This is a genomic window from Methylobacterium sp. P3_A11 (assembly GCF_056403155.1).
This window is the reverse complement of record NZ_JBFUGA010000001.1, coordinates 1-25,074: the sequence shown is the minus strand read 5'-3', so window position 1 is coordinate 25,074 and position 25,074 is coordinate 1. Positions and strand designations below refer to the sequence as shown.

18 protein-coding genes and 1 pseudogene are annotated in these 25,074 nt (G+C 69.3%); 11 read left to right on the top strand and 8 right to left on the bottom strand.

The window, feature by feature from the left end; all coding sequences use genetic code 11:
• Position 1: 1 nt before the first annotated feature.
• The 4 genes from AC1DXK_RS00095 to AC1DXK_RS00080 form a co-directional block, all read right to left on the bottom strand.
• Entirely contained in the window at positions 2-2,989 is a 2,988-nt protein-coding gene (locus AC1DXK_RS00095) for an FAD-binding and (Fe-S)-binding domain-containing protein (protein WP_457104299.1), read from the bottom strand.
• Between the two features lie 169 nt (positions 2,990-3,158).
• A complete protein-coding gene (locus AC1DXK_RS00090; RefSeq protein ID WP_457104298.1) occupies positions 3,159-4,964 on the bottom strand; it encodes an IlvD/Edd family dehydratase in 1,806 nt (601 codons plus the stop codon).
• 154 nt (positions 4,965-5,118) lie between these two features.
• Positions 5,119-5,886 carry an SDR family oxidoreductase gene (locus tag AC1DXK_RS00085; RefSeq protein ID WP_457104297.1) on the bottom strand — a complete coding sequence of 256 codons (768 nt, stop codon included), beginning with the start codon at positions 5,884-5,886 and terminating at the stop codon, positions 5,119-5,121.
• Positions 5,887-5,888: 2 nt separating this feature from the next.
• Positions 5,889-6,602, bottom strand: coding sequence for a GntR family transcriptional regulator (locus tag AC1DXK_RS00080; protein ID WP_457104296.1), 714 nt, complete (start codon positions 6,600-6,602; stop codon positions 5,889-5,891).
• 119 nt (positions 6,603-6,721) lie between these two features.
• Here AC1DXK_RS00080 and AC1DXK_RS00075 point away from each other — a divergent pair, with 119 nt between their 5' ends.
• From AC1DXK_RS00075 to kce, 5 genes are read left to right on the top strand one after another with little or no spacing between them, the layout of a single operon-like run.
• Positions 6,722-7,981 (top strand): ABC transporter substrate-binding protein, encoded by a 1,260-nt coding sequence (locus AC1DXK_RS00075; protein ID WP_457104295.1) that lies wholly within the window; start codon positions 6,722-6,724, stop codon positions 7,979-7,981.
• A gap of 7 nt (positions 7,982-7,988) precedes the next feature.
• On the top strand, positions 7,989-8,864 hold the full coding sequence (locus tag AC1DXK_RS00070; protein ID WP_457104294.1) for a branched-chain amino acid ABC transporter permease: 876 nt from the start codon (positions 7,989-7,991) through the stop codon (positions 8,862-8,864).
• A 14-nt stretch (positions 8,865-8,878) separates the two neighbouring features.
• The gene (locus tag AC1DXK_RS00065; RefSeq protein ID WP_457104293.1) at positions 8,879-11,437 is read left to right on the top strand and encodes a branched-chain amino acid ABC transporter ATP-binding protein/permease; all 2,559 of its coding nucleotides are present in this window, start codon (positions 8,879-8,881) and stop codon (positions 11,435-11,437) included.
• Positions 11,434-12,357, top strand: a complete 924-nt coding sequence (locus AC1DXK_RS00060) for a 3-hydroxyacyl-CoA dehydrogenase (protein ID WP_457104292.1) — start codon at positions 11,434-11,436, stop codon at positions 12,355-12,357. Before AC1DXK_RS00065 ends, AC1DXK_RS00060 begins: the two co-directional genes overlap by 4 nt.
• 2 nt (positions 12,358-12,359) lie before the next feature.
• The gene (kce, locus tag AC1DXK_RS00055; protein WP_457104291.1) at positions 12,360-13,289 is read left to right on the top strand and encodes a 3,5-dioxohexanoate:acetyl-CoA acetone transferase; all 930 of its coding nucleotides are present in this window, start codon (positions 12,360-12,362) and stop codon (positions 13,287-13,289) included.
• Between the two features lie 156 nt (positions 13,290-13,445).
• On the opposite strand, the gene AC1DXK_RS00050 is transcribed toward kce, so the two are convergent.
• From AC1DXK_RS00050 to AC1DXK_RS00040, 3 genes are read right to left on the bottom strand one after another with little or no spacing between them, the layout of a single operon-like run.
• The gene (locus AC1DXK_RS00050) at positions 13,446-13,727 is read right to left on the bottom strand and encodes a DUF167 domain-containing protein (protein WP_457104290.1); all 282 of its coding nucleotides are present in this window, start codon (positions 13,725-13,727) and stop codon (positions 13,446-13,448) included.
• Between the two features lie 10 nt (positions 13,728-13,737).
• Entirely contained in the window at positions 13,738-15,132 is a 1,395-nt protein-coding gene (locus AC1DXK_RS00045) for an FAD-binding oxidoreductase (protein ID WP_477296324.1), read from the bottom strand.
• A gap of 31 nt (positions 15,133-15,163) precedes the next feature.
• Positions 15,164-16,360, bottom strand: a complete 1,197-nt coding sequence (locus AC1DXK_RS00040; RefSeq protein WP_457104288.1) for a fumarylacetoacetate hydrolase family protein — start codon at positions 16,358-16,360, stop codon at positions 15,164-15,166.
• A 337-nt stretch (positions 16,361-16,697) separates the two neighbouring features.
• Here AC1DXK_RS00040 and AC1DXK_RS00035 point away from each other — a divergent pair, with 337 nt between their 5' ends.
• The 6 genes and pseudogenes from AC1DXK_RS00035 to AC1DXK_RS00010 all read left to right on the top strand — a co-directional run bounded on the left by AC1DXK_RS00035 (position 16,698) and on the right by AC1DXK_RS00010 (position 23,992).
• A complete protein-coding gene (locus AC1DXK_RS00035; protein ID WP_457104287.1) occupies positions 16,698-17,759 on the top strand; it encodes an ABC transporter ATP-binding protein in 1,062 nt (353 codons plus the stop codon).
• Between the two features lie 74 nt (positions 17,760-17,833).
• Positions 17,834-19,144, top strand: a complete 1,311-nt coding sequence (locus tag AC1DXK_RS00030; protein WP_457104286.1) for an ABC transporter substrate-binding protein — start codon at positions 17,834-17,836, stop codon at positions 19,142-19,144.
• A gap of 21 nt (positions 19,145-19,165) precedes the next feature.
• Positions 19,166-20,122, top strand: coding sequence for a carbohydrate ABC transporter permease (locus AC1DXK_RS00025; RefSeq protein WP_457104285.1), 957 nt, complete (start codon positions 19,166-19,168; stop codon positions 20,120-20,122).
• Between the two features lie 47 nt (positions 20,123-20,169).
• Complete coding sequence (locus tag AC1DXK_RS00020; protein ID WP_457104416.1) at positions 20,170-21,057, top strand: carbohydrate ABC transporter permease; 888 nt, start codon at positions 20,170-20,172, stop codon at positions 21,055-21,057.
• A gap of 230 nt (positions 21,058-21,287) precedes the next feature.
• Positions 21,288-22,886: pseudogene (locus tag AC1DXK_RS00015) on the top strand (dihydroxyacetone kinase subunit DhaK).
• Between the two features lie 149 nt (positions 22,887-23,035).
• On the top strand, positions 23,036-23,992 hold the full coding sequence (locus AC1DXK_RS00010) for a D-2-hydroxyacid dehydrogenase family protein (RefSeq protein WP_457104284.1): 957 nt from the start codon (positions 23,036-23,038) through the stop codon (positions 23,990-23,992).
• A 2-nt stretch (positions 23,993-23,994) separates the two neighbouring features.
• Here the strand turns inward: AC1DXK_RS00010 and AC1DXK_RS00005 are convergent.
• The coding region (locus tag AC1DXK_RS00005) for an ABC transporter permease (protein WP_477296320.1) at positions 23,995-25,074 on the bottom strand (1,080 nt) is incomplete at its 5' end.

The following is a 25,074-nucleotide window of genomic DNA, read 5'->3' as shown; positions in this document are numbered from 1 at the left end:
ATCATTGCGGCCTGTGATCTATCTGTAGGTCCCCGACCCTGGAGTGTCGAGGCAGGAGGGCTCGATCGAGTGTGCGAGCCACATGTTCCGCGTGGATGCCGAGACCGTCATGGATCTGATGCCGGCAGCTGGTGCCGTCGGCGACCACGAGGTCGTCAGGTCCGGCGGCCCGCAGGGCCGGGAACAGGGACAGCTCCGCCATGGCGAAGGACGTCTCGATGGATTCCGGCCGGTAGCCGAAGGCCCCGGCCATGCCGCAGCAGCTCGATTCGACGACCCGCAAATCGAGCCCCGGCACCGCCCGGAGCACTGTCTCCACGGACCCCATCAGACCGAAGGATTTCTGATGGCAATGGCCGTGCAGGTGCGCGACCCGTCCGCCCTGGTCGGCCAACGGCAGCGCGATCCGACCCGCCGCCAAGTCAGCGGCCAGCAGCTCCTCGAACAGAACGGACTGGCGTGCCAGCAGCGCGGACTCCGCTCCGGGCAGCAGCGCCGCGAATTCGTCTCGGAAGGTGAGCAGGCACGACGGCTCCAGGCCCACGACCCGCGCACCGGCGCGGACGAACGGCAGGAGCGCGTCGAGGGTCCGGCGCGCCTCCCGGCGCGCCCGATCGGTCTGGCCGGCCGACAGCCAGGTTCGTCCGCAGCACAGCGAACGCCGGCCGCGCGGCGGGTAGACCCGGTGCAGCCGGTAGCCCGCCGCCAGCAGCACGCGCTCGGCGGACTCGAGATTCTCCCGTTCGAAGGTGCGGTTGAAGGTGTCGCCAAACAGGATGACGTCGCGGAAATCGCCCGCGACGTCGTCGACATGGGCGGCTTCGCCCTGCTCGTTCCAGGGGCGGCGCCAGCGCGGCAGAGACCGCTTCGCCGACAGGCCGACGAGCCGCTCGGACAGGGTCGCGAGGGCTGGATACCGGTCGCGCAGGTTGAGGAGCGGCGCGAGCTTCGCCGCGGTCCCGGCATAGAGCGGCATCAGGGCGATCAGCCGCTCGCGCACGGGCAGCCCGTGCCGGGCATGGTAGTGGTGCAGGAACTCGATCTTCATCTTGGCCATGTCGACGCCGGTCGGGCATTCCCGGCGGCAGGCCTTGCAGGAGACGCAGAGGTCGAGGGTGCGCTTCATCTCTGGGCTGGTGAACGCGTCCGGCCCGAGTTGGCCGGAGATGGCGAGCCTGAGCGTGTTGGCGCGGCCCCGGGTCAGGTGCTGCTCCTCCCGGGTCACCCGGTAGGAGGGGCACATGGCGCCTCCAGCGAGTTTCCGGCAGGTGCCGTTGTTGTTGCACATCTCGACGGCTGAGCCGAAGCCGCCCCAGTCCGACCAGTCGAGGGCCGGGCTCACGGGCTCCGTCACCGCGTAATCCGGCTTGAACCGGAACAGCGACTGGTCATCCATCGCGAGCGGGCGCACGATCTTGCCGGGGTTCAGCCGGTTGTCGGGATCGAACGCATCCTTCACCGTCTCGAAGGCGCGGGTGAGGACCGAGCCAAACAAGGGTTCGATGTATTCCGAGCGCGAGATGCCGTCGCCGTGCTCGCCGGAATACGAACCCTTGTAGCGGCGCACCAGGGCGGAGGTCTCCTCCGCGATGGCCCGCATCCGCCGGACGTCGCCCGCCTCCTTCATGTCGAGGATCGGGCGGACGTGCAGGCAGCCGACCGAGGCGTGCGCATACCATGTGCCACGGGTTCCGTGCTTGGTGAACACCGCGGTCACCGCATCCGTGTAGTCGGCGAGGTTCTCCAGCGGGACTGCGCAATCCTCGATGAACGAGACCGGCTTCGCGTCGCCCTTCATCGACATCATGATGTTGAGGCAGGCTTCGCGCACCTCCCAGACCGCTCTCTGCCGGGGCGGCTCCACCACCTCGACGACGGCGTCGGGAAAACCGTGGTCGGCCATGCAGGTCTCGAGGCGCTTCAGGGCGCGCCGCAGGGCAGTCAGGTCGTCGCCGGCGAATTCGGTGAGCAGCAGGCAGTTCGGCTGGCCGCGGGTGATGTCGGCGAGGGTCGTGCGGAACAGTGGGATGTCGGCGCCGAGAACGAGGACGTTGTTGTCCACCAGCTCGACCGCCACCGGGTCCAGGGCGACGATGTGCTGCGTCGTCTCCATGGCGACCCGGAAGGAGGGGAAGTGGCACACGCCCATCACCCGGTGCTGGGGCAGACGCGACAGCTTCAGGGTGACCGCGGTGGTGGCGGCCAGCGTCCCCTCCGACCCGACGAGGAGATGCGCGAGGTTCGGCTGCGCTTCGATCAGCGCATCGAGATTGTAGCCGCCCACCCGGCGCTGCACCTTCGGATAGCGGGCCGCGATCTCCTCGCGATGGCCGTGGGCGAGGTCGAGCATGCGCCCGGCCAGCGCCTCGGCCCGGACCGAACCGCTCACGCCCGAGCGGGCGTTTCCGGTCAAGCCGAAGCCGAAGGCTTCGCCGTCGTGGAACAGCGCCTCCATCGCCAGCACGTTGTCGCTCATCTTGCCGTAGCGCAGGGAGCGGGCGCCGCAGGAATTGTTGCCCGCCATGCCGCCGATCGTGCAGCGGGTGGCGGTCGAGGGTTCCACGGGGAAAAACCAGCCGTCGGCCTTCACGCGGGCGTTCAGCCGCTCGAGCACCATCCCCGGCTCGACCGTGATGGTCCCGCCGTCAGGATCATAGGCGAGCACGCCGTTGAAATGGCGCGCGCAGTCCACGACGAGCCCCGCGCCGATCGGCTGACCGTTCTGGGACGTGCCGCCGCCGCGCATGACCACCGGCGCGCCGTGCTCGGCCGCGATCCGCAGGGTCGCGGCGATGTCGGCGGCGGAGCGCGGCAGCACGATTCCGGCCGGCATGATCTGATAGATCGACGCATCGGTGCTGTATCGCCCGCGCGTGAAGGCGTCGAACCGTGCCTCGCCCTGGAGTTGTTCCGCCAGCCTGCGCGCCAATCCGGAATCCAGGCGCGCCGCCGCGCGCGGCGCTGGGGCTTGTGCCCTCGCTTCGGTCAAGGTCGCTTCCTCCCCGGATGGTCCGCACCCACCCGGAAAGAAATGTATTCAAAATTCATAGCCGAGCAAACCCGTCGTAATCTCACGACGGGGCCACGGTGCCGAACCGGTATCGGCGGGTGCGCCGCGGATCGGGGACGGCCGCGCCCCGCCGCAGGTGCGGGCCGCCTCAGTGGTTGTCCCGTGGGACCCCGGAGGCCTGCGCGACCTTCTGGAACTTCACTGCACCCTTGAGCACCATGCCCTGGTCGAGCTGATCGACCTGGTCGCGGTAGATTTCTTGCCAGGGCGTCTGGGACGCCGGGTAGGGGAAGCCGCCCCGCGCCTGCAGGTCCACCCGCCGGCGCTCCAGCTCCTCCGGCGGGAGCAGTATGTCGGCGCTCCGGAGGTTGAGATCCACGCGGATGCGGTCACCGGTCTGCAGCAGTGCCAACCCGCCGCCCGCCGCGGCCTCGGGCGAGGCGTTGAGGATGGCCGGCGTACCGGACGTGCCGGATTGCCGGCCATCGCCGATGCAGGGCAGGGATGTCACGCCGCGCCGGATCAGGCCGCCGGGCGGCTGCATGTTCACCACCTCGGCAGCGCCGGGATAGCCGATCGGACCGGCACCGCGCATGATCAGGATGGTGGTCTCGTCGATGTCGAGGGCCGGGTCGTCGATCCGGGTGTGGTAATCCTCCGGCCCGTCGAACACGACCACGCGGCCCTCGAAGGCCATCGGATCGGCCGGGTTGCGCAGGTAGCGGGCGGCGAATTCCTCGGAGATCACGCAGGTTTTCATGATCGCCGAATCGAAGAGGCTGCCCTTCAGGTTGAGGAAGCCGGCGCGTTCCATCAGCGGCTCGGCGTAGGCGCGGATCACGTCGCGGTTCCAGCTGTGTCGGCCCCGGTAATTCTCGCCCACGGAGCGGCCGTTGCAGGTCAGCGCGCCCTCGTGGACCTTGCCCGCCTCGATCAGCTCGGCGAACACCGCCGGCAGGCCGCCGGCCCTGAAATACTCCTCGCCGAGCCACCGGCCGGCGGGCTGCATATCCACCAGGAGCGGGATCTCGAACCCTATCCGCTCCCAGTCGTCGCAGCTCAGCGGCACGCCGATATGCTTGGCGATGGCGTTGATGTGGATCGGCGCGTTGGTCGAGCCGCCGATCGCGGCGTTGGCCACGATGGCGTTCTCGAACGCTTCCCGAGTGAGGATGTCGGAGGGCTTGAGGTCCTCCCAGACCATCTCGACGATTCGCTGGCCGGTGGCGTAGGCGGCCTGTCCACGCTCGCGATAGGGCGCCGGGATCGCCGCGGAGCCGGGCAGGGCGAGGCCGAGCGCTTCAGCCAGAGCATTCATGGTCGATGCCGTGCCCATCGTGTTGCAATGGCCCGTGGACGGTGCCGACGATCCGACGATGTCCATGAACTGCTGGAAGTCGATGTCCCCGACCGCGTGGCGCTCGCGGGCCTTCCAGACGATCGTGCCGGAGCCGGTCAGCTCCTTCTGGAAATAGCCGTTCAGCATCGGCCCGACGTTCAGCGAGATCGCCGGGATATTCACCGTCGCGGCCGCCATCAGGCAGGCCGGCATCGTCTTGTCGCAGCCGGTGAGCAGCACGACCCCGTCCAGCGGATAGCCGTACAGCACCTCGACCAGGGAGAGGTAGGCGAGGTTACGGTCGAGGGATGCGGTCGGGCGCTTGCCCGTCTCCTGGATCGGATGACAGGGAAACTCGAAGGCGACGCCGCCGGCCGCCGTGATCCCCTCGCGTACCCGCTTGGCGAGTTCGAGGTGATGGCGGTTGCAGGGCGACAGGTCCGAGCCGGTCTGGGCGATGCCGATCAGCGGCTTGCCCGAGCGCAGTTCCTCAGGCGTCAGTCCGTAGTTCAGGTAGCGCTCCAGGTAGAGCGCGGTCATGCCCGGGTTGTGTGGATTGTCGAACCAGGCCTTCGAGCGCAGGTCGGCGGGCGTGATCCGGCGTTTGTCGCTCATGGTCGCTTCCTCACATCCTCAGGCCGGCGTCGGGAGACGGGCGGCAATGTTGCGCATCCCGTTCCCCGTCGACGGTCCGGCCTCGACGGAATCCCATCGGGAATACCTACTCTGCCGCGTCTCGGTCCGCAGCAGAAACGACGCCGGATTGATTTCAGGACAGCATCCGCGTGTCACCGTCGATCGAGATCGCCTGACCCGAGATGGTCCGGCCGCGTGGCGAACTCAGCAGCATGATCTGATCGGCCAGTTGGCCCGCGGTGACGTATTCTTTCACGGAAACGAACGAGAACGCCCGCGCCTCCATCTCGGCGAAGCTCGTGCCCTGCTGCTGGGCCTTGGATTCCAGCACCCGGCGTTGGCGGTCGCCGGCCACCAGCCCGGGCAGGATCGCGTTCACGCGGATGCCGGCGCCTCCGAGCTCGATGGCCAGGGACTTGGTGAAGCCGATCACGCCCCATTTGGCTGCGGCATACGGGCTGCGGAGGGCGAAGCCGAACTTCCCGGCGGCTGATGACAGGTTGACGATCGAGGCGTTCGCGCTCTGACGTAGATGCGGCACCGCCAGGCGCGCGCAGTTGAACTGGCTCGTCAGGCAGACGGTCAGGCACCGGTCCCACTCCTCGGGGGCGATCTCCTCGACGCGGCCGGTCGGCCCCGCGATGCCGGCATTGTTGACCAGCACGTCGAGGCCGCCGAGGAAGTCGACCGCCTGGTCCATCATCGTGGCGACCGCGTCACGGTCGGCGACATCCGTTCGGCAGCGCCCGACGACGTCCGGCAGCCCGGCGAGCGCATCCGTGTCGATGTCGCAAGCGAAGACCCGTGCACCCTCTTCCACGAAGGCGTCGACGATGGCGCGGCCGATTCCGGCGGCACCCGCCGTCACCAGGACACGCAGGCCGGTGATCCCGAGATCCATGGTCAGTCCTCTCCTTGGGCGTCCCGCAAGCCGCCGCGGGACATGATGAAGTCGGCGGCTTCCCGGATGTCGGCCGCGATGGCGGCCGCCGCCGCGATGCCGTCCCGGTTCTCGATGGCCACCAGGGCCTCGGCGTGGCGCCGGAGCGCGAACCCCTGGAACAGCCGCTCCGGATGGGCACGCAGGTCCAGGTTGATGACCGGGCCGGCCTTGAGCCACAACCGGGCGATGATCTCCTGCAGAGGCGCGAGCCCGCAGGCTCCGTAAATCGCGAAATGCAGGTCGCGGTTGAGCTGGACCGCCCGTGCGCAATCGGGCCGGGGGGCCTCGGCCTCGGCACGGAAGGCCGCCTCCGCCCGCCGGATCGCCGCGAGTTCATCGTCCGTACGGCGCTTCGCGGCCCGGGCGACGGCGATACCCTCGACCGCGATGCGCGTCTCGGCCAGCGCGCGGAAGGCCGCAGCACTCATGACCGGCACGCGGATCACCCGGTTCGGTGCCACCTCCAGCACCCCGTCCGCCGCGAGGCGGCTCACCGCATCGCGCACCGGCATCACCGAGACGCCGAGAGCCGCCGCGCTCTGGCGCAAGGACAGGCGGTCGCCCGGCGCCAGCCGCCCGGACGCCAGAAGATCCGCTAGCGCCTCGTAGACGGTGTCGGACAGGGTCCGCCGCTCGAGCTGGGGCAGTTCGGCCAGGGCCACGCTGGAATTCATGTGCCGACACTAGACGGATCCGGCACTATCGCGCTAGTGATCTGTGATCACAGTTTGGGTGAGGGCCGCGAGAGCCCACGACAACAACCCGGCTGGAGGAAACGCACGGGAGCGGAACGATGACGGACCGGTTCGGGGATTCCCTTTCTCGCCGCAGCCTTCTGAGGGCCGGTGGCGCGGCGCTGCTCGCGCCGGCGCTCGCGAGCCCGGCTCTGTCGCAGGGCCAGTCGGACGTGATCCGGATCGGGCACCTGACGCCGCGCACCGGCTTCCTGGGACCGCTGGGCGAGTTCGCCGTGCAGGCGGCTCAACTGGCGGTCGAAGAGATCAACGCTGCCGGGGGCATCGCCGGCCGGAAGGTCGAGCTGCTCTCGGAGGACAGCGTCAATCCGCAGACCGCCTCGGCCAAGGCCGAGCGCATGGTCCAGCGCGACCGCGTCGCCTGCCTCGTCGGCGAGATCAACTCCGCATCGGCGCTGGCGATCAGCCAGGTGGCGCAGCGCGAGAAGATCCTGTTCATCAACACCGGCGCCAATTCGGACGCGCTGCGCGGCTCCGACTGCAAACGCTTCATGTTCCACGTCGAATCGCAGAACACCATGATGGTGCGGGCCTGCGGCCGCGCCCTGCTGGAACGCGGCCTGATCAAGGGCCGCAAGGTCTATGCGCTTACAGCCGACTACGCGTTCGGGCATGACCTGCTGAAGCAGGCGAAGAAGTATTTCGCGGCCAACGACGCGACCCTGGTGGGCGAGGACCTGATCCCCACCGAACTCACCGACTTCTCGCCCTTCCTGCTTAAGCTCCGGCAGGCCAAGCCGGATCTCGTGATCTGCAACCTCGCGGGCGCACAAATCACCAACTTCTTGAAGCAGTACAGCGAATTCGGCCTGCCGTTCCCGGTCGCGGGCTTCGGCTTCGACACGGCTCTGGCCTGGGGTGCGGGGCCGGGCAACTTCCTCGGCACGTGGCCGGTGATCTGGCACCACCAGATCGATTCGCCCTCGGCGAAGAAATTCGTGGCGGCCTTCAAGGCCAAGTACAAGAAGCCGCCGGAAAACCAGGGCTGGGGCGACTACACGGCCCTGAAGATCGTAGCCCAATCGATGAACGAGCTGAAGGCGACGGACTCGCTCAAGATCGTGGAGCACCTGGAATCGGGTGCGAAATTCGACATCGCCAAGGTACGGGAAGGCTATTTCCGCCCCTGGGACCATGAGCTGATGCAGGAGATGTTCGCCATCACCGCCCTGCCGGCCGATCAGGTCAAGAACCCCTACGACATCTTCAGCTCGACCGGGCCGCTGCCCGGTCCCGGCGAGAGCCTGGAGATCCTCGCCACAACCCGCGACGAGAACGCCTGCACCTTCCCGGCGTGAGGCGGCGATGCAGCTCGTCTTCATCCTGGAGCAGGTCCTCAACGGCCTGCTGATCGGCGTGCAGTACCTGCTGATCGCGCTGGGCCTGTCGCTGATCTTCAGCCTCGGCGGGATCGTCAATCTCGCCCATGGCGCCTTCTACGCCATCGGCGCCTACCTCACCGTCCTGCTGACGCCCACGATCGGCTTCGGCGGCGCGCTCGTGGCCTCGCCGCTCGCGGTCGGGGTACTTGGGTTGGCGATCGAGCGTTTCCTGCTGCGGCGCTTCTATCGCGGCGATCCGACCCTCGGCCTGCTCCTCACCTTCGGGCTGGCCATGGTGGCCGAGCAGGCCCTGCGCATGGCCTTCGGGGCGGCGCCGGTCCCGTTCGGGATCCCGACGTGGCTGCGCGGGCAGGTCTTCATCGGCGACCTGATCTATTCGCGCTACCGGCTCTCGATTCTCGTGGTGGCTGTGGCATGCGTGGCCGGCCTGTGGCTGCTTCTGACCCGCACCAGCTTCGGGCGCGTGGTCCGGGCCGGCGTGCAGAACCCCGACATGGTCGCGGCCCTCGGTATCTCGCTCCGGCCCTACATGACGGCCGTGGTCACCATCGCGGTGGGGCTTGCGGCCCTCGCCGGGACCATGATGGCCCCGGTCACCGGCGTGCAACCCGCCATGGGGGCCGAGATCCTGACCTTCGCCTTCGTCGTGGTGGTGATCGGCGGCCTCGGCTCGTTCTGGGGCGTGGTCCTGGCGGCCCTGATCGTCGGCGTGGTCCGGGGCTTGACCGCCTACGCCTATCCGCCGGCCACCGAGGCCGCCGTCTACGCCCTCATGGTGCTCGTCCTGCTGCTGCGCCCGCGCGGCCTGTTCGGCGAGCATATCGCCCGGTTCGAGTGAGCGGAGAGCGTCCCATGTCCGGAGCCGCCGAGCCGCTGCCGCTGGCGTTGCCCCAGCGCGGCCTGATCCTGCGCGAGAGCCGCCAGCTCTGGGCGGCGCTCGCCGCCCTGATCGTCCTGCCCTTCGCCCTCGACGCGATCGGCCTGACCCTGATCACCGCCACCGACGTGGTGATCTTCGCTCTGGCCGTGCTCGGCCTCAACATCCTGGTCGGCTGGACTGGGCTCACCTCCTTCGGTCACGGAGCGTGGTTCGGCATCGGCGCTTACGCGGTGGCGATCCTTCAGACCCGGCTCTTTCCCGGCGACATGGCGCTGCCGCTCCTCGGCGCCCTGGCGATCACCGGGCTCGCGGCCCTCGCGGCCGGCGGCCTGATCCTGCGACGGCGGGGTGTCTACTTCTCGCTGCTGACGCTCGCCTTCACGGCGATGCTCTACGCCATCGCGTTCCGCTGGACCGACCTGACGGGGGGCGAGAACGGCATCGGCAACCTGCATCGCTGGGCGATGCTTCAGGAGCCGGGCGCCTATTACGCGGCGGTCTCCGCCATCGCCTTCGTAGTCCTGGTCGGACTCTGGCGCTTCCGCCGCTCGCCGATGGGCACTGTTCTGGTGGCGATCCGCGAGAACGAGCAGCGCGCCGGGTTCCTGGGATACGCGACGAACCGGTACAAGCTCGCCGCGTTCGCCATCTCGGCGACCATCACCGGGCTCGCCGGCGCGCTCTCCGCCTACAGCCACCGCTTCACCTCCGCGGACCCGATCTCCATCGCGTTCTCGGGCGAGCTGCTGGCCATGGTGGTCATCGGCGGGATGCGCTCCTTTCTCGGACCGGCCCTCGGCGCGTTGTTCTACATCCTGTTCCGGGAGTTCCTGTCGATCTACACCGCCGACTGGCTCCTGTATTTCGGCCTGCTGTTCGTCGCGTTCATCGTGTTCTCGCCGGACGGGCTCGTCGGTATCGCGGCGCGGCTCCTGAAGCCGTTCCGCCGCGTGCCGACGGAAGGGGCTGCCATGTCGGCCCGCCGCGCCGGCGCCTCGGGCCGCGTCCCGGCGCGCTTCATCGCCGAGGGACGCGGCGCCGGGCCGGTTCTCGTCGCCGATGCCATCAAGAAGAGTTTCGGGCCGGTAGCGGCGGTGCGGGGCGTCTCCTTCGCGGTGGCGGACAAGACGCTCCACGCCCTCATCGGACCCAACGGTGCGGGCAAGACCACGGCCTTCAACCTGCTCTCCGGCCTGTTCCCCCCGAGCGCCGGCAGCATCCGACTCGACGGCCATGAGATCGCCGGCCTCGAGCCGCACGCGATCACCCGGGCCGGTCTCGGGCGCTCGTTCCAGATCACCAACCTGTTCCCAGGCCTCTCGGTGGAAGAGAACGTCCGCCTCGCCGTACAGGCACGCCATCCGGCCCACTTCAGCCCCTGGCGCGACGCGCTGGCGATCCGCGAGGTCGCCGACGACACCGCCGAGCTGCTGCGCTGGACCGGCCTCGCCGGCATCGAGCGAGCCGAGGCCGGGAGCCTGTCCTACGGCGGTCAGCGGCTCCTCGACATGGGTCTGGCGCTGGCGACGCGTCCCCGGGTGCTCCTCCTCGACGAGCCACTCGCCGGCCTCGCCGCAGCCGAGCGCGAGCGCGTCGGCGACCTGATCAAGGCGCTTTCGGCCGACATCCCGGTCCTGCTCGTGGAGCATGACATCGACCGGGTGTTCCGCCTCGCCGACCGCGTGACCGTGATGGCCGACGGCGCCGTCCTGGTCGACGGCTCGGTGGCGGACGCCCGGGACGATGCCCGGGTCCAGGCGGTCTATCTCGGCTCGGGCACGGCGGCGATCGCCGCCAGGCCGCGTGCCAGCGCGGCCGAGGCCGAGACGCTGCTGTCCATGGCGGGCGTGGACACCTTCTACGGCAAGTCGCACATCCTCAACGGCGTGACGCTGGAAGTCCGCAAGGGTGAGGTCGTGGCGCTGCTCGGACGCAACGGCGCGGGCAAGTCCACCCTGCTCAAGACCCTGATCGGCACCGCGCCGGCGGCTGCCGGCCGCATCGTGCTCGGAGGCCAGGACATCGCAGGCCTGTCGGCCGACCGGATCGCGCGGCTCGGCATCGGCTACGTGCCGCAGGGCAGGGCGCTGTTCGCGGGAATGACCGTCGCCGAGAATCTCGGTCTCGGCCGGCTGCGGCGGCTCACCGGCGCGGGCATCCACTGGGACGAGGAGAAGGTCCTCGAGTTCTTCCCGCGGCTGAAGGAGCGCTGGACCATCGACGCCGCCCGCTTGTCCGGCGGCGAGCAGCAGATGGTGGCGGTGGCCCGTGCGCTGTCGGGCGACACGCGGCTCCTCCTGCTCGATGAACCGTTCGAAGGCCTGTCGCCGGCCGTGACCGAGGAGCTGTTCGAGGCGTTCGATCGGCTGCGCCGCGAGATCGCGATCATCCTGGTGGACCATCACCTCGACCTCGCGCTGGCCCTCTCCGACCGGACCGTGGCGCTGGAGCGGGGCAGCGTGCAGTGGACGGGCGCGTCGCGCCTGCTGCGCGAGGATCAGGAGTTGAGGCGGAAGGTGCTGTGGCTATGACCGAGAGCGTCGCGATCGTCGGTGCGGGCCTGATCGGCCGGGCCTGGGCGATGATCTTCGCCCGGGCGGGTTGGGATGTGCGCCTGTTCGACGCCGCTGCCGGCGTGGCGGAAGCCGCGGTCCCCCTCTGCGCCGAAGGTCTGCGGACCCTCGCGGCGAACGGACTCTGCGCCGAACCGGAGAGCGCGGCAGACCGCATCCGCGCGGCCGGGAGCCTCGCCGCCGCCCTGGAGGGGGTCGCCTTCATCCAGGAGAACGGGCCGGAACGGCTCGACGTGAAGCAGGCGTTGTTTGCGGATCTGGACGCGCTGGCCCCGCCGGACGCCATCATCGCCTCCTCGTCCTCGGCCATTCGCTGCTCGCTGTTCACCGAGGGCCTGCCCGGTCGCGGGCGCTGCCTCATCGGCCATCCGGTGAACCCACCCCACCTGATCCCCCTGGTGGAGATCTCCGGCGCACCCTGGACGGACGCGGCGGTGCTGGAACGCGCCCGGGCCACCTACGAGCGGATCGGCCAGGTGCCGATCACCGTGCTGAAGGAGATCGAGGGCTTCATCCTCAACCGGTTGCAGGGCGCCCTGTTGGCGGAGGCATTCCGCCTCGCCTCGGAGGGCTACGTGACCCCGCAGGATCTCGACAAGACCGTATCGGACGGGCTCGGCCTGCGCTGGAGCTTCATGGGTCCGTTCGAGACCATTGAACTCAACGCGCCCGGGGGCATCGCCGATTATTGCGCCCGCTATACGGGCTTCTACAAGAATCTCGCCGCCGATCCGGCGCCGCCGAGCGTTTACGAGGCACCGGCAACCGAGGCGATCCTGACGCAGTGGCAGGCGCCCACGGACCTCCCCGCCCGCATGGACCGCCGCGACGCGCGGCTGGCGGCGTTGCGCGCCCACAAGGCTTCACAGAAGGACTGAGCATGGCCTCCCAGCGGAAAGTCATCATCACCTGCGCGGTGACGGGCGCGATCCACACCCCGAGCATGTCGCCACACCTGCCGGTGACGCCCGAGGAGATCGCCGACGCCGCGATCGGCGCCGCCGAGGCGGGCGCCGCCATCGTGCACCTGCACGCCCGCAACCCGGAGACGGGTCAGCCGGACCAGTCGCCGGAGGCGTTCGCCAAGTTCCTGCCGGTGATCAAGCAACGCTCCAACTGCGTGGTGAACCTCACCACCGGGGGTGCGCCGACCATGTCGATCGAGGAGCGGGTGCGTCCCGCCGCCACCTTCCAGCCGGAGGTCGCCTCGCTGAACCTCGGCTCGATGAATTTCGGCCTGTTCGGCATGCTCGACCGCTTCAAGGACCTGAAGCACCAGTGGGAGCGGGACTACCTCGGCAACAAGGACATCATCTTCCGCAACACGTTCGGTCAGATCGAGCACATCCTGACGACCTGCAGCCCGAACGGCACCAGGTTCGAGTTCGAGTGCTACGACACGGCGCACCTCTACAATCTCAAATACTTCTTCGACCGCGGCCTCGTGAAGGCGCCCCTGTTCATCCAGACGGTGTTCGGCCTTCAGGGCGGCATCGGTGCGCATCCCGACGACGTGATGCACATGAAGCGCACCGCCGACCGGCTCTTTGGCGATCAGTACCGCTGGTCTGTGCTGGGGGCGGGCCGCAACCAGATGAACATTGCCGCGATGGCGGCGGCGATGGGTGGCAATGTCCGCGTCGGGCTGGAGGACAGCCTCTGGGACGGACCCGGCAAGCTCGCCGAGACCAACGCCGCGCAGGTGCGCCGCGTCCGCTCGATCATCGAGGGGCTGGGCCTCGCGGTCGCGTCGCCCGACGAGGCGCGCGAGATGTTGGACCTCAAGGGCGGCGACAAGGTCGGGTTCTGACGCTGCGGCCCGCATCCCGGGATCGCGCGTCACGATCGACGCGCCCCCCGGCCCGAGCGCTCGCGAGCGACCTCCGACCTTGCGAGCGCTGCAAGGCACCTCCAGGCACCGGACGGCATGCCGCGTTGAGCCGTGGACGGAGCGTCGACGCGCCCGTCAGGGATGACCGAACGCATGATCGAGGTCAGCCTGCGCGGCCGCCTCGATCTCCAGGATCTTCAACCGGCCCTGCTCGCCTGAAACGATTCGGACCGAGCCGCGTCCGACCTTGAGCATCTTGGCGATCATGGCAACGAGCGCCGCATTGGCGGCCCCGTCCACCGGGGGCGCGGCGACGCGGGCCTTCAGGTAGGCGAGGCCGTTCCCGTCCCGCGCCCAGCCGTCGATGGCGTCGCGTCCGCCGCGCGGAGTCAGGCGGACAGCCAGCCGGATCGCCACGGCCGACCCTTCAGAAGATCTTGCCCGGGTTCAGCCGGTTGTCCGGATCGAGCGCCCGCTTGACCAGCCGCATCACGGCCATCTCCTCGGGCGAACGCGACAGCGGGAGCTTGCCGCGCTTCTCCAGTCCGATCCCGTGCTCCGCCGAGACGGAGCCGTTCAGCCCCGCGAGGGGCTCGTAGATCGCCGCGTCGATGGCGGCGTTGCCGGCGGCGTCGAGGCGGGTCGTATTCCAGTGCAGGTTGTTGTCGCCGATATGCCCGTAGACGACCGCCCGGCAGCCCGGGATCGCGGCGAGGCGGTCGAGGGCGCCGCGGACATACCCGTCCATCCGCGAGAGCGGAACGCTCACGTCGAAGGCGCGTTCGATCCCGTCGGCATTCAGATGCTCCACGCGGTCGCGGATCCGCCACATCCCGCGGCGCTGCTCCTCCGACGAGGCCAGGGCGGCGTCGAGGATCGTGCCCTCGGCCATCAGGCCTTCCAGCAGGCCGAGGAAGCGGTCGGACTCCTCGGTGACGCACTCGATTTCGATGATCGCGTAGAACGGGTAATCGTGCGCGAGCGGCGGCGTCGCGCGTCCGGGTGCGGTCATCAACCGGTAGAAGTCCGGCCACAACCCTTCGAAGGAGGACACGCGGCCCTGGAAGGCGCTCTGCGCCGCCCGTAGCACCCGCGCCCCGTCATCGACGCCCGGACAGGCGATCAGCGCCGTGGCGTAGCCGGCGGGCTCCGGGCGCAGCCGCAGCACAGCCCGCGTGACGATGCCGAGCGTCCCCTCCGTCCCGAGGAAGAGCTGCTTCAGGTCGAGCCCGGTGTTGTTCTTGATCAGCGGGCGCATCGACGACACCACGGTCCCGTCGGCGAGCACCGCCTCCAGGCCCAGCACCATCTCGCGCATCATGCCGTAGCGCAGGACGCGCAAGCCACCGGCATTGGTCGAGATGGCTCCACCGATCGTCGCAGACCCGCGGGCGCCGAGGTCGAGGGGAAAGAACAGGCCGGCGGCGGCGGCCACGTCCTGAACGCTCTCGATGGTGGCGCCGGTGCCCACCACCACCGTCATGCCCAGCGGGTCCACCGCCTCGATCCCGGTCATACGCTCGGTCGAGAGCGTGATCTCGTCGGGCTGGCACAGCGTGCCGTCGACCAGGCCTGTCGCCCCGCCCCGCGGTACGACGGCCACGCCCGCCGCGTGGCAGGCCGCCATCACGGCGCTCGTCTCCGCGGTGTCACGCGGCCGGACCAGGGCGAGGGCCGCGCAGGGTTCGGACGGGCGCGTCCAGTTCGCCGAACGGCCACGCAACTCGTCGCCTGTGACGAGGCCGGAGGCCCCGACGATCGCGGCGAGCCGGTCGAGGAAGGCGGCATTCGTCATCGTGGGCATCTCGGAGGGGTCAGGCATCGGGTCGGGCGGCGCTCCGCACGACGCTCTGTCATAGTACGCCGCGCGCCGCGAGGTTGCGCATCAGCGCGCGGGCGCCGAAGCTCCAGGGCTCGCAGGCGTCGCACGGGCGCATGCGGTTGACGAGGCTGCCGAGTTCCGGGCTCGCCACCACGACGCGATCGCCTTCGGCGTGGGTGAAGCCGAGGCCCGGCCCGTGCCGGTCTTGGATCGGTGCGAACATCGTGCCGAGCAGCAGGAGCGCCCCGTCCGGGTACTGGTGCGTCCGCCCCATCAGGGCGGCGACCAGCTCCTCCGGATCGCGGCTGATCTCGGCCAGCGGCGAGGTGCCCTCAAGGTGAAACCCGTCCGTCCCGGTGACCTCAAGGGTGACGGTGGTGCGCCGGACCTCGGCGAGGCCGAACGTGTCGTCGAAGAGCCGCAGGAACGGGCCGAGGGCACAGGAGGCGTTGTTGTCCTTGGCCTTGCCGAGGAGCAGGGCCGAGCGTCCCTCGAAGTCCCGCAGGTTGACGTCGTTCGCGAGCATCGCGCCGACGATGCGCTGGTCGGAAGCGACGGCGAGCGCCACCTCGGGTTCCGGATTGTTCCAGCGCGATTCCGGGTGCAGGCCCGCATCGGCACCGCAACCCACCGCCGAGAGCGGCTGCGCCTTGGTGAAGATCTCAGCGTCGGGGCCGATGCCGACCTCGAGATACTGGCTCCAGGCGCCCTGGGCCACCAGAACCTCCTTGAGCGCCATCGCCTCGGACGAGCCGGGCCTGAGACGACGCAGGTCGTGTCCGACGAGGCGCTCGACTTCGGCGCGGATCGCCGCCGCGGCGGCTAGATCGCCCCGGGCGCGCTCCTCGATCACGCGCTCCAGCATGGAGGTCGCGAAGGTCACCCCGGCCGCCTTCAAGGCCTGCAGGTCGACCGGCGCGAGCAGCCACGGCCGGCTCGAATCGCGGTTGTCGGGTGGCGTGTTGGCCAGGATCGCGTCGAGGCTGCCGAGGTCTTCGCCCGACGCGGCGCGGAGGGCGGCGGCAGGATCGTGCATCTCGCACAGGTCGCTGACGGTCGGCACGCTGCGCGTGATGTCGATGGCCCGTGCCGTGCCCGATTCGTCGGCGCGGATAGCGACGACGCTCGGACCCAACACATCCGGGCGCCAGACCCGTCCGACCAGGGCGCCGCGGCACCCATCGGCAGGCAAGATCTCGCGTGCGGTGAGGGCGGATAAGGACTTCATGCTCGCTTCCCCGAAGAACCCGGCCGCATTGCTCGCCTCTGGGTTGCCCGGTACCGCGAACGTTGTCGCCTCGATCGCGGGCAGCGGCCGTGCCCGACCCATCCGGAACGCGGTACCGACCCGCAGGCCGGAGCGGCGCCCGCTTTAGCATCTCGGGCGGCCCGCGGTCCGCCGACGTGTTTCAGGGCGGCGGGCTCGTCACCGGTGCTCTCGGCAGCACCTGACAGAACGAAGACATTCTGCAGGATCGTGCAGCTTCGCGCTTGCTTTCACGAGGCCGCTCCTTTGTACTGCTGCCCTAGAGCCGCCGACAGAGTGGCCTTGATCGGGAGGAAGCATGGCCTCGGTGGGAATCCGCGAGGTTCGCAAGGCTTTCGGATCGACGAACGTCCTGCACGGTGTGTCGGTCGACATCCCGGATGGGGAATTCGTGATCCTCGTGGGCCCCTCGGGTTGCGGGAAATCGACCCTACTGCGGATGATCGCCGGGCTGGAGAACATTTCCGGCGGGGAGATCCGTATCGGCGAGCGCGTGGTGAACGATGTTCCGCCGAAGGAGCGGGACATCGCCATGGTGTTCCAGAACTACGCGCTCTACCCGCATCTTACCGTCCGCGAAAACATGGCCTTTTCCATGCGGATCCGGAAGGCGCCGACCTCGGAGGTCGACCTGCGGGTCAACAAGGCGGCGCAGATCTTGGGACTCACCCATCTCCTCGACCGCTACCCGCGCCAGCTCTCGGGCGGACAGCGCCAGCGCGTCGCCATGGGCCGGGCGATCGTGCGCGATCCGCAGGTCTTCCTGTTCGACGAACCGCTCTCGAATCTCGATGCCAAGCTGCGTGTCGCCATGCGCACCGAGATCAAGGAACTGCACCAGAGGCTGAAGACCACGACCATCTACGTTACCCACGACCAGATCGAGGCCATGACCATGGCTGACCGGATCGTGGTGATGCACGACGGAATCGTCGAGCAGATCGGGCCGCCCCTCGAACTGTACGACCGGCCCGACAACCTGTTCGTCGCGGGCTTCATCGGCTCGCCGGCCATGAACTTCGTGCCCGGCAAGGTCCGCGCGAATGGTCGCCTCACCTTCGTGACCGAGACCGGACTGACGTTCCCGCTCACCGGCGCGCCGGGCGGCGTCGAAGGTAGGCCGCTCATCCTGGGCGTCCGCCCCGAGCACTTCGACCTCGCGCCGGACGGGATCGCCGCCGAGGTGGTGGTCGTGGAGCCGACCGGGTCCGAGACCATGCTGGCCGTTCGGGCCGTCGGTCAGGATCTCACCTGCGTGCTGCGTGAACGCGTGCAGGAGCGCCCTGGGGAAACCGTCTACCTGCGGCCGAACCGCGTGCACTTCTTCGACGCCGAAACCGGCCGTCGCCTGCCAAGCTGACCTGCGCCGGGGGGATGCAGGTGGCGGGGCGCACTGCGCCCCCGAATTCAGGATCACCGAGGGAGTAAACTACGATGTCCGTTCTCGATCGCCGTTCCCTCCTTGCCGGAGCGGCCGCGACCGGCCTCGCTGCCGGCGGCGACCTGTTCGGCTTCGCTCGGGCCTGGGCGCAGAACAGCGCCTGGAAGCCCGAGCCCGGCGCCAGCCTGTCGCTGCTGCGCTGGAAGCGCTTCGTCCCCAGCGAGGACGAGGCCTTCATGAAGATGGTGGACGCCTTCACCCAGGCGACCGGGGTCAAGGTGACGGTGAGCAACGAGTCGTTCGACGACATCCAGCCCAAGGCGTCGGTGGCCGCCAATACGGGTCAGGGACCCGACATGGTCTGGGGCCTGTTCTCATTCCCCGCGCTGTTCCCCGACAAGTGCCTGCCGTTGGAGGATGTGGCGGATTCGCTCGCCAAGAAATACGGCCCGTGGTTCCCGTCCGCGGAAGCCTACGGCAAGGTCAAGGGCAAGTGGATCGCGATCCCCGTCGCCTTCAACGGCGGCTATCCGAACTACCGCATCTCGGCGATGAAGAAGGCCGGCTTCGACAAGTTTCCCACCGACACGGCGGGCTTCCTCGAACTGTGCCGCGGCCTGAAGAAGAACAACACCCCGGCGGGCTTCGCCCTCGGCCATGCCACAGGTGACGGCAACACGTGGTGCCACTGGGCGCTCTGGTCCCATGGCGGCAACCTCGTGGACGCCAACGAGAAGATCGTCATCAACTCGCCCGAAACCGCCAAGGCCCTCGAATACGTCAAATCCCTGTACGAGACCTTCGTGCCGGGCACCGTGTCGTGGAACGACTCGTCGAACAACAAGGCCTTCCTGGCGGGCGATCTCTACCTCACCAACAACGGCATCTCGATCTATGCCGCCGCCAAGAAGGACAACCCCAAGCTCGCCGAGGACATGGACCACGCGGTCTGGCCGATCGGACCGGCCGGCAAGCCCACCGAGTTCCAGCTCGCCTTCCCGATCCTGGCCTTCAAGTACTCGAAGGCGCCCAATGCCTGTAAGGCCTTCATCGCCTTCATGATGGAGGCGGCGAACTACAATCCCTGGCTGGAGGCCGCCCAGGGCTACCTCTGCGAGCCGCTGTCGAACTACCCCAAGAACCCGATCTGGACGAGCGACCCGAAGAACGCGGTCTTCGCCGAGGCGGGGCGGCGCTCCCTGGCGGCCGGCGGACTCGCACCGGTGAGCGAGCGCATTGCCGCGGTGCTGGCGGATTTCGTGGTTGTCGACATGTTCGCGAGCCACTGCACCGGGCGCGAGGACGTGAAGGGCGCCATCAAGAATGCCGAGCGCGCCGCCACGCGCATCTTCAGGAACACCTGAGCCGGGAGCGGAACCGAGACCATGGCGCACACCGCCCTGACACAGCCGGCCCCGGTCGCGGTCCCGACCCGCTCGGCCTGGGCACGCCTGCGGGCGAGCCGGGGCTGGGCGGCCTTCTGGTTCATGCTGCCCACCGCGCTGATCCTCGGCCTGTTCCTGGCCTACCCGCTGCTGAAGGGCATCTGGCTGTCCTTCACCAATGCGCGGATCGGCCGGGAGGGGGTGTTCATCGGCCTCGAGAACTACGCGTGGCTCTGGGACGACGACGTGTTCTGGCTCTCGGTGTTCAACACCTGCCTCTACACGGCGGTGGCATCGGTGGTGAAGTTCGGCGTCGGCCTCTACCTCGCCCTGCTGCTCAACAAGAATATGCCGTTCAAGTCGATCATCCGGTCGATCGTGCTGATCCCGTTCGTCGTGCCGACGGTGCTGTCGGCGATCGCGTTCTGGTGGATTTTCGACAGCCAGTTCTCGATCATCTCGTGGTCGCTGCGCCATCTCGGGGTCATCGACGGCAACATCGACTTCCTGGGAGACCCGAATCTCGCCCGTGCCTGCGTGATCTTCGCCAATATCTGGCGCGGCGTGCCGTTCATCGCGATCACGCTGCTCGCCGGCCTCCAGACGGTTTCGCCCTCGCTCTACGAAGCCGCGACGCTCGACGGCGCCTCCAACTGGCAGATCTTCTCGCGGATCACCCTGCCGCTGCTGACGCCGATCATCGCGGTGGTGATGACCTTCTCGGTGCTGTTCACGTTCACCGACTTCCAGCTGATCTGGGCCATGACCCGGGGCGGGCCGGTGAACGCCACCCACCTGATGGCGACCCTGTCCTACCAGCGGGGCATCCTCTCCGGGACGCTGGGCGAGGGGGCGGCCATCGCCACCGCCATGGTGCCGTTCCTGCTCGTCGCCATCGGCATCTCGTGGTTCGGCCTGCAGCGCCGGGCCTGGCAGGCCGGGGAGTCCGACCGATGAGCGCGCCCGCACCGCCGGCCCATGCCGACCCGCACCTCGCTCCGGTGATGGAGGCGCGGCCGGCCGGGCTCACCGACAATTCCGAGGGCATGGCCTATCTCGAACGCCTGCCCCGGCGCCTCGTGACCACCTACCTGCCGCTCCTGGTCATTCTCGCGGTGCTGCTGTTCCCGTTCTACTGGATGGCACTGACAGCCATCAAACCGGACGAGCAATTGATCGACATGGAGCGGTTCAACCCGTTCTGGGTCGTGGATCCGACGTTCAAGCACATCCACAAGCTGCTGTTCGAGACGCAGTATCCCCGCTGGCTCTGGAACACGATGTACGTGTCGGTCGCCGCCACGATGCTGTCGCTGTTCGCCAGCGTGCTGGCTGCCTATGCCTGCGTGCGCGTCCGCTATCGGGGCGCGGGCTGGGTCGGGGCGGCGATCTTCCTCGCCTACCTCGTACCGCCCTCGATCCTGTTCATTCCGCTGGCCACGATCATCCAGGCCTACGGCCTGTTCGATTCGCCGATCGCCCTGATCCTCGCCTACCCGACGATCCTGATTCCGTTCTCCACCTGGCTGCTCATGGGGTATTTCAAGACCATTCCCTACGAGCTGGAAGAATGCGCCCTGATGGACGGCGCCAGTCGGTGGCAGATCCTCACCAAGATCGTTCTGCCGCTTGCTTTCCCCGGCCTGATCTCGGCCGGGATTTTCTCCCTGACGCTGTGCTGGAACGAATTCATCTACGCGCTGACGTTCCTGTCCTCGACCCAGAACAAGACGGTCCCGATCGCCGTGGTCAGCGAGTTCGTGGACGGCGACGTCTACAAGTGGGGCTCGCTGATGGCCGGCGCGCTCCTCGGCTCGCTGCCGCTGGTGATCCTCTACTCGTTCTTCGTCGAGTACTACGTCTCGGCACTTACCGGCGCAGTGAAGGAGTAAGGGGACGGTTCAGACCTTCGTCATCGCGCGCGCAGCGAAGCGAGCCAGGGCGGCGGGACGTCGGCCGACGTGGCGCTGACTGGATTGCTTCGCTGCGCTCGCAAGGACGGACACCGTTGCCAGCAGGGCTCGATGACGCGGAGAATGCGCGCGGATCCGCCAGCGCAGAATCGCGGACCGGCCCCATTGAAGGTCACGCCATGGCCCATTTCATCGACGCCTGATCCACCCTGGTCAACGACGCCCTCGACGGGCTGCTCGCGGCCAGCGGCGGACGCCTCGCGCGGCTCGAGGGCGATCCCGGCATCCGCGTAGTCCTGCGTGCGGCGCCGGATCCCGACAAGGTTGTGGTGATCTCGGGCGGCGGCTCCGGCCACGAACCGGCCCATGCGGGCTTCGTCGGACCGGGGCTCCTGAGTGCCGCAATCTGCGGCGACGTCTTCGCCTCGCCGAGCGTCGACGCCGTGCTGGCCGGGATCCTCGCGGTGACCGGGCCGGCCGGGTGCCTGCTCATCATCAAGAACTACGCGGGCGACCGTCTGAATTTCGGCCTGGCGGCGGAACGCGCCCGGGCGCTGGGCCACAGGATCGAGACCGTCATCGTCTCCGACGACATCGCTCTGCCGGCGGCCAAGCAACCCCGCGGCGTCGCCGGCACGCTGTTCGTGCACAAGATCGCGGGCCACGCCGCCGAAGCCGGGGCGCCGCTGGAGACCGTCGCCGGCCTGGCGCGGCGGGCCGCGGCCGCCGCGAAATCCCTGGGTCTCGCGGTCTCGACCTGCACGATCCCGGGCTCGCCGCGCAGCGAGCGCCTGGCCGAAGGGCAGGCCGAACTCGGCCTCGGCATACACGGCGAACCGGGCGTGGAGCGTATCACCCTGCCGAGGGCGAGCGACCTCGCCCGCATGATGGCCGAGCGGCTCTCCGAGTCGGTCGCCGGCGCCGATCGGCTGGCGCTCCTCGTGAACAACCTCGGCTCGGCCACCGCGCTTGAGATGCAGGTGCTGACGCGGGCGGTCCTCGCCACCGATCTCGGCAAGCGCGTATCCCTGCTGCTCGGTCCCGCGCCGCTGATGACGGCGCTCGACATGCACGGCGTCTCGCTGTCGGTCCTGCCACTCGACGAGGCCCGCGAAGCGGCGCTCGCGGCGCCCGTGCCGGTGCCGGCCTGGCCCGGCGCCGTTCGGATCGCGCCGCCGGTCCTGAGGCCCATGCCGGAGGGGTTGGCGGGTGAAACCTTCACGCCTTCGCACGATGCCGTCACGGCGAGCCGGATCGCCGCCGTAGCCAAGGCCCTGATCGCCGCCGAAGGCCCGCTCAACGCCCTCGATGCGGAGGTCGGCGACGGCGATGCCGGTACGACCTTCGCGGGCGCCGCGCGCGCGGTCCTGGCGGATCTCGACCGTCTGCCGCAGGCGGAGCCGGCGGCCCTGTGCCGGGCGTTGGCCGAGCGGATCGGGCGAGCCGTGGGCGGGTCGAGCGGCGTGCTCGGCTCGATCTTCTTCGCCGCCACGGCCTCCGCCCTGGCAGAGGGCGCAGCCTAGCCGGAGGCCCTCGGCCGGGGCGTGGCGCGGGTACAGGGCTATGGCGGCGCCGCCGCCGGGGACCGGACCCTCCTAGACGCGCTGATCCCCGCCGTCGAGGCTCTGAAGACTGGCGATCTACGCGCCGCCTCCGCGGCCGCCCGAGCCGGTGCCGACGCTACGGCCCGGATGGAGCGGGCGGGTGCCGGCCGGTCCAGCTATTTGGCGACGGCGGATCTCGCGGGGGTCCAGGATCCGGGAGCCGCCGGCGTCGCCGAGGCCTTCGCGGCGCTGGCGGATGCGTGAGGGACTAGCCCGTTCGCCCTGAGGTTGCCGCGGCACGCGCACCTGCGGTTGACGCTATGCCGGCTCGCGCCTAACCGGCGCGGGCGGCTCGAGACGTCCCCCCGGGGCCCCCGCGCCACCGACTGCCGGGATGCGCTGGGACCATCGCCATGCGGAACTGCCTGATCCTCGACGATTACCAGAACGCGGCCCTGAGGCTCGCCGATTGGGGACGCCTCGCCGACCGGGTGACCGTATCCGCCATCTCCGAGCATATCCCGGATCCGGATGCTCTCGTGGCGCGGATCGCGCAGGCCGAGATCCTCGTGATCATGCGGGAGCGCACGCCGTTCCCGGGCGATCTGCTGCAGCGGCTGCCCCGGCTGGAACTCCTCGTCACCAGCGGCATGCGCAATCTCGCCATCGACGTCGCGGCGGCCCGCGCGCGCGACGTCGTGGTCTGCGGAACGGATTCGAGCCCGACCCCGCCCACCGAATTGACCTGGGCTCTGATCCTCGGCCTGGCCCGCCACCTCGCGCCGGAAAGCCGAACCCTGCGCGCGGGCGGGCCCTGGCAGAGCACCATCGGTACCGATCTCGCCGGCGCGACGCTGGGCGTCCTGGGTCTCGGCAAGATCGGGGCACGGGTCGCCGCCATCGGGCGCGCCTTCGGCATGCGGGTGATCGCGTGGAGCCCGAATCTCGATGACGGGCGGGCCGCAGCGGCCGGCGTGGAGCGGGCGGCCTCCAAGGAAGCGCTGCTGGAAGCGAGCGATGTGGTCACGATCCATCTCGTCCTGGGCGACCGGACGCGGGGCCTTCTCGGCGAGGCCGAACTGCGACGCATGCGTCCGGATGCGCTATTGGTGAACACCTCCCGGGCGCCGATCGTCGACCGGACGGCTCTGGTGCGGGCGCTGGAGGAAGGATGGATCGCCGGCGCCGGCCTCGACGTGTTCGAGACCGAGCCGCTGCCCGCCGACAGCCCGTTTCGCCGGCTGCCGAACGTCCTGGCGTTGCCGCATCTCGGCTACGTGTCGCGCAACAACTACCGGACGTTCTTCACCCAGGCGGTGGAGGACATCGAGGCGTGGCTCGCAGGATCTCCGATCCGGACGCTGGGCTGACGCTAGGCGGCGCGCGGGTCCAGGGCATCGGCGAGGCCATCGCCCAGCAGGTTGAGCGCCACCAGGGTGGCGATCAGGAAGGTCGCCGGAGCGGCCAGCAGGTGGGGGGCCGCTTCGATGGAACGGGCGCCCTCGGCGATCAGCACGCCCCAGCTCGTCTGAGGCTCCTGCACGCCGAGCCCGAGGAACGACAGGAAGCTCTCCAGCAGGATGACCTGCGGCACGAGGAGCGTCGCCGTCACGGCCACCGGACCGAGGGTGTTGGGTACGATGTGCCGGAGGATGATGCGGGGTGTCCCGAGACCGAGGGCGTGTGCGGCGCGGACGAAGTCCCGCTCGCGCAGCGACAGGGTCACGGCGCGCACCACTCGGGCCATGTCGAGCCATTCCACGGCGGCGATCGCCGCCAGCATCAGCAGCAGGCTCGGTCGGAAGAACACCAGCAGCAGGATGACGAAGAACACGAAGGGGAGGGCGTAGAGCACGTCGACGCAACGCATCATCACGGCATCGAGCGCCCCGCCCACGAAACCTGCCGTGGCGCCGTAGGCGACGCCGATGAGCAGGGCCACGAGGCTCGCGGCGAGGCCGATCGCCAGTGAGATCCGGCCGGCAACGAGGCAACGGGTCAGGAGATCGCGGCCCTGCACGTCCGTGCCGAGGAGGAAGTGCAGTCGCTGGATCGGCACCGCAACCACGAGGCTGCGGCCGCCATCCCCCGTGTCCACGACCGTGGGTGTTCCGAACAGGGCCGAGCGCGGCAGGTAGACCAGACTGCGTCGATCGACACCCGCATCGGAACGGAGCGTCAGCCGCAGCATGTCGCCGTCGCGGGCGACTACGTCGAGCTTCGCCCGCATCCGGAAGGCGAGACGCTCGAGGGCCGGGCCGAGATGCGCGGCATCCGGCTGCGCCGCGCCCCCCGCGGGGAGCTGACGGAGGTCGGGATAGGCGCGTTCGGCATCATGGCCCGTGAATCCAGGCCCGATGAGGCAGGCGAGGGCGACCGCGGTGAGCACGGCGAGCGCGGCCAGGGCGGTGCCGTTGCGGGCGAGGCGGACGAGCACGCGCCGCGCCGGTGC

Bases quoted from the DNA above. Each gene is read 5' to 3' on its own strand.
- AC1DXK_RS00040 (WP_457104288.1), bottom strand. From the start codon at position 16,360: ATGAAGTCCTTATCCGCCCTCACCGCACGCGAGATCTTGCCTGCCGAT.
- AC1DXK_RS00010 (WP_457104284.1), top strand. From the start codon at position 23,036: ATGCGGAACTGCCTGATCCTCGACGATTACCAGAACGCGGCCCTGAGG.
- kce (WP_457104291.1), top strand. From the start codon at position 12,360: ATGGCCTCCCAGCGGAAAGTCATCATCACCTGCGCGGTGACGGGCGCG.
- AC1DXK_RS00090 (WP_457104298.1), bottom strand. From the start codon at position 4,964: ATGAGCGACAAACGCCGGATCACGCCCGCCGACCTGCGCTCGAAGGCC.
- AC1DXK_RS00080 (WP_457104296.1), bottom strand. From the start codon at position 6,602: ATGAATTCCAGCGTGGCCCTGGCCGAACTGCCCCAGCTCGAGCGGCGG.
- AC1DXK_RS00075 (WP_457104295.1), top strand. From the start codon at position 6,722: ATGACGGACCGGTTCGGGGATTCCCTTTCTCGCCGCAGCCTTCTGAGG.
- AC1DXK_RS00060 (WP_457104292.1), top strand. From the start codon at position 11,434: ATGACCGAGAGCGTCGCGATCGTCGGTGCGGGCCTGATCGGCCGGGCC.
- AC1DXK_RS00020 (WP_457104416.1), top strand. From the start codon at position 20,170: ATGGAGGCGCGGCCGGCCGGGCTCACCGACAATTCCGAGGGCATGGCC.
- AC1DXK_RS00045 (WP_477296324.1), bottom strand. From the start codon at position 15,132: ATGCCTGACCCCTCCGAGATGCCCACGATGACGAATGCCGCCTTCCTC.
- AC1DXK_RS00025 (WP_457104285.1), top strand. From the start codon at position 19,166: ATGGCGCACACCGCCCTGACACAGCCGGCCCCGGTCGCGGTCCCGACC.
- AC1DXK_RS00065 (WP_457104293.1), top strand. From the start codon at position 8,879: ATGTCCGGAGCCGCCGAGCCGCTGCCGCTGGCGTTGCCCCAGCGCGGC.
- AC1DXK_RS00070 (WP_457104294.1), top strand. From the start codon at position 7,989: ATGCAGCTCGTCTTCATCCTGGAGCAGGTCCTCAACGGCCTGCTGATC.
- AC1DXK_RS00085 (WP_457104297.1), bottom strand. From the start codon at position 5,886: ATGGATCTCGGGATCACCGGCCTGCGTGTCCTGGTGACGGCGGGTGCC.
- AC1DXK_RS00030 (WP_457104286.1), top strand. From the start codon at position 17,834: ATGTCCGTTCTCGATCGCCGTTCCCTCCTTGCCGGAGCGGCCGCGACC.
- AC1DXK_RS00035 (WP_457104287.1), top strand. From the start codon at position 16,698: ATGGCCTCGGTGGGAATCCGCGAGGTTCGCAAGGCTTTCGGATCGACG.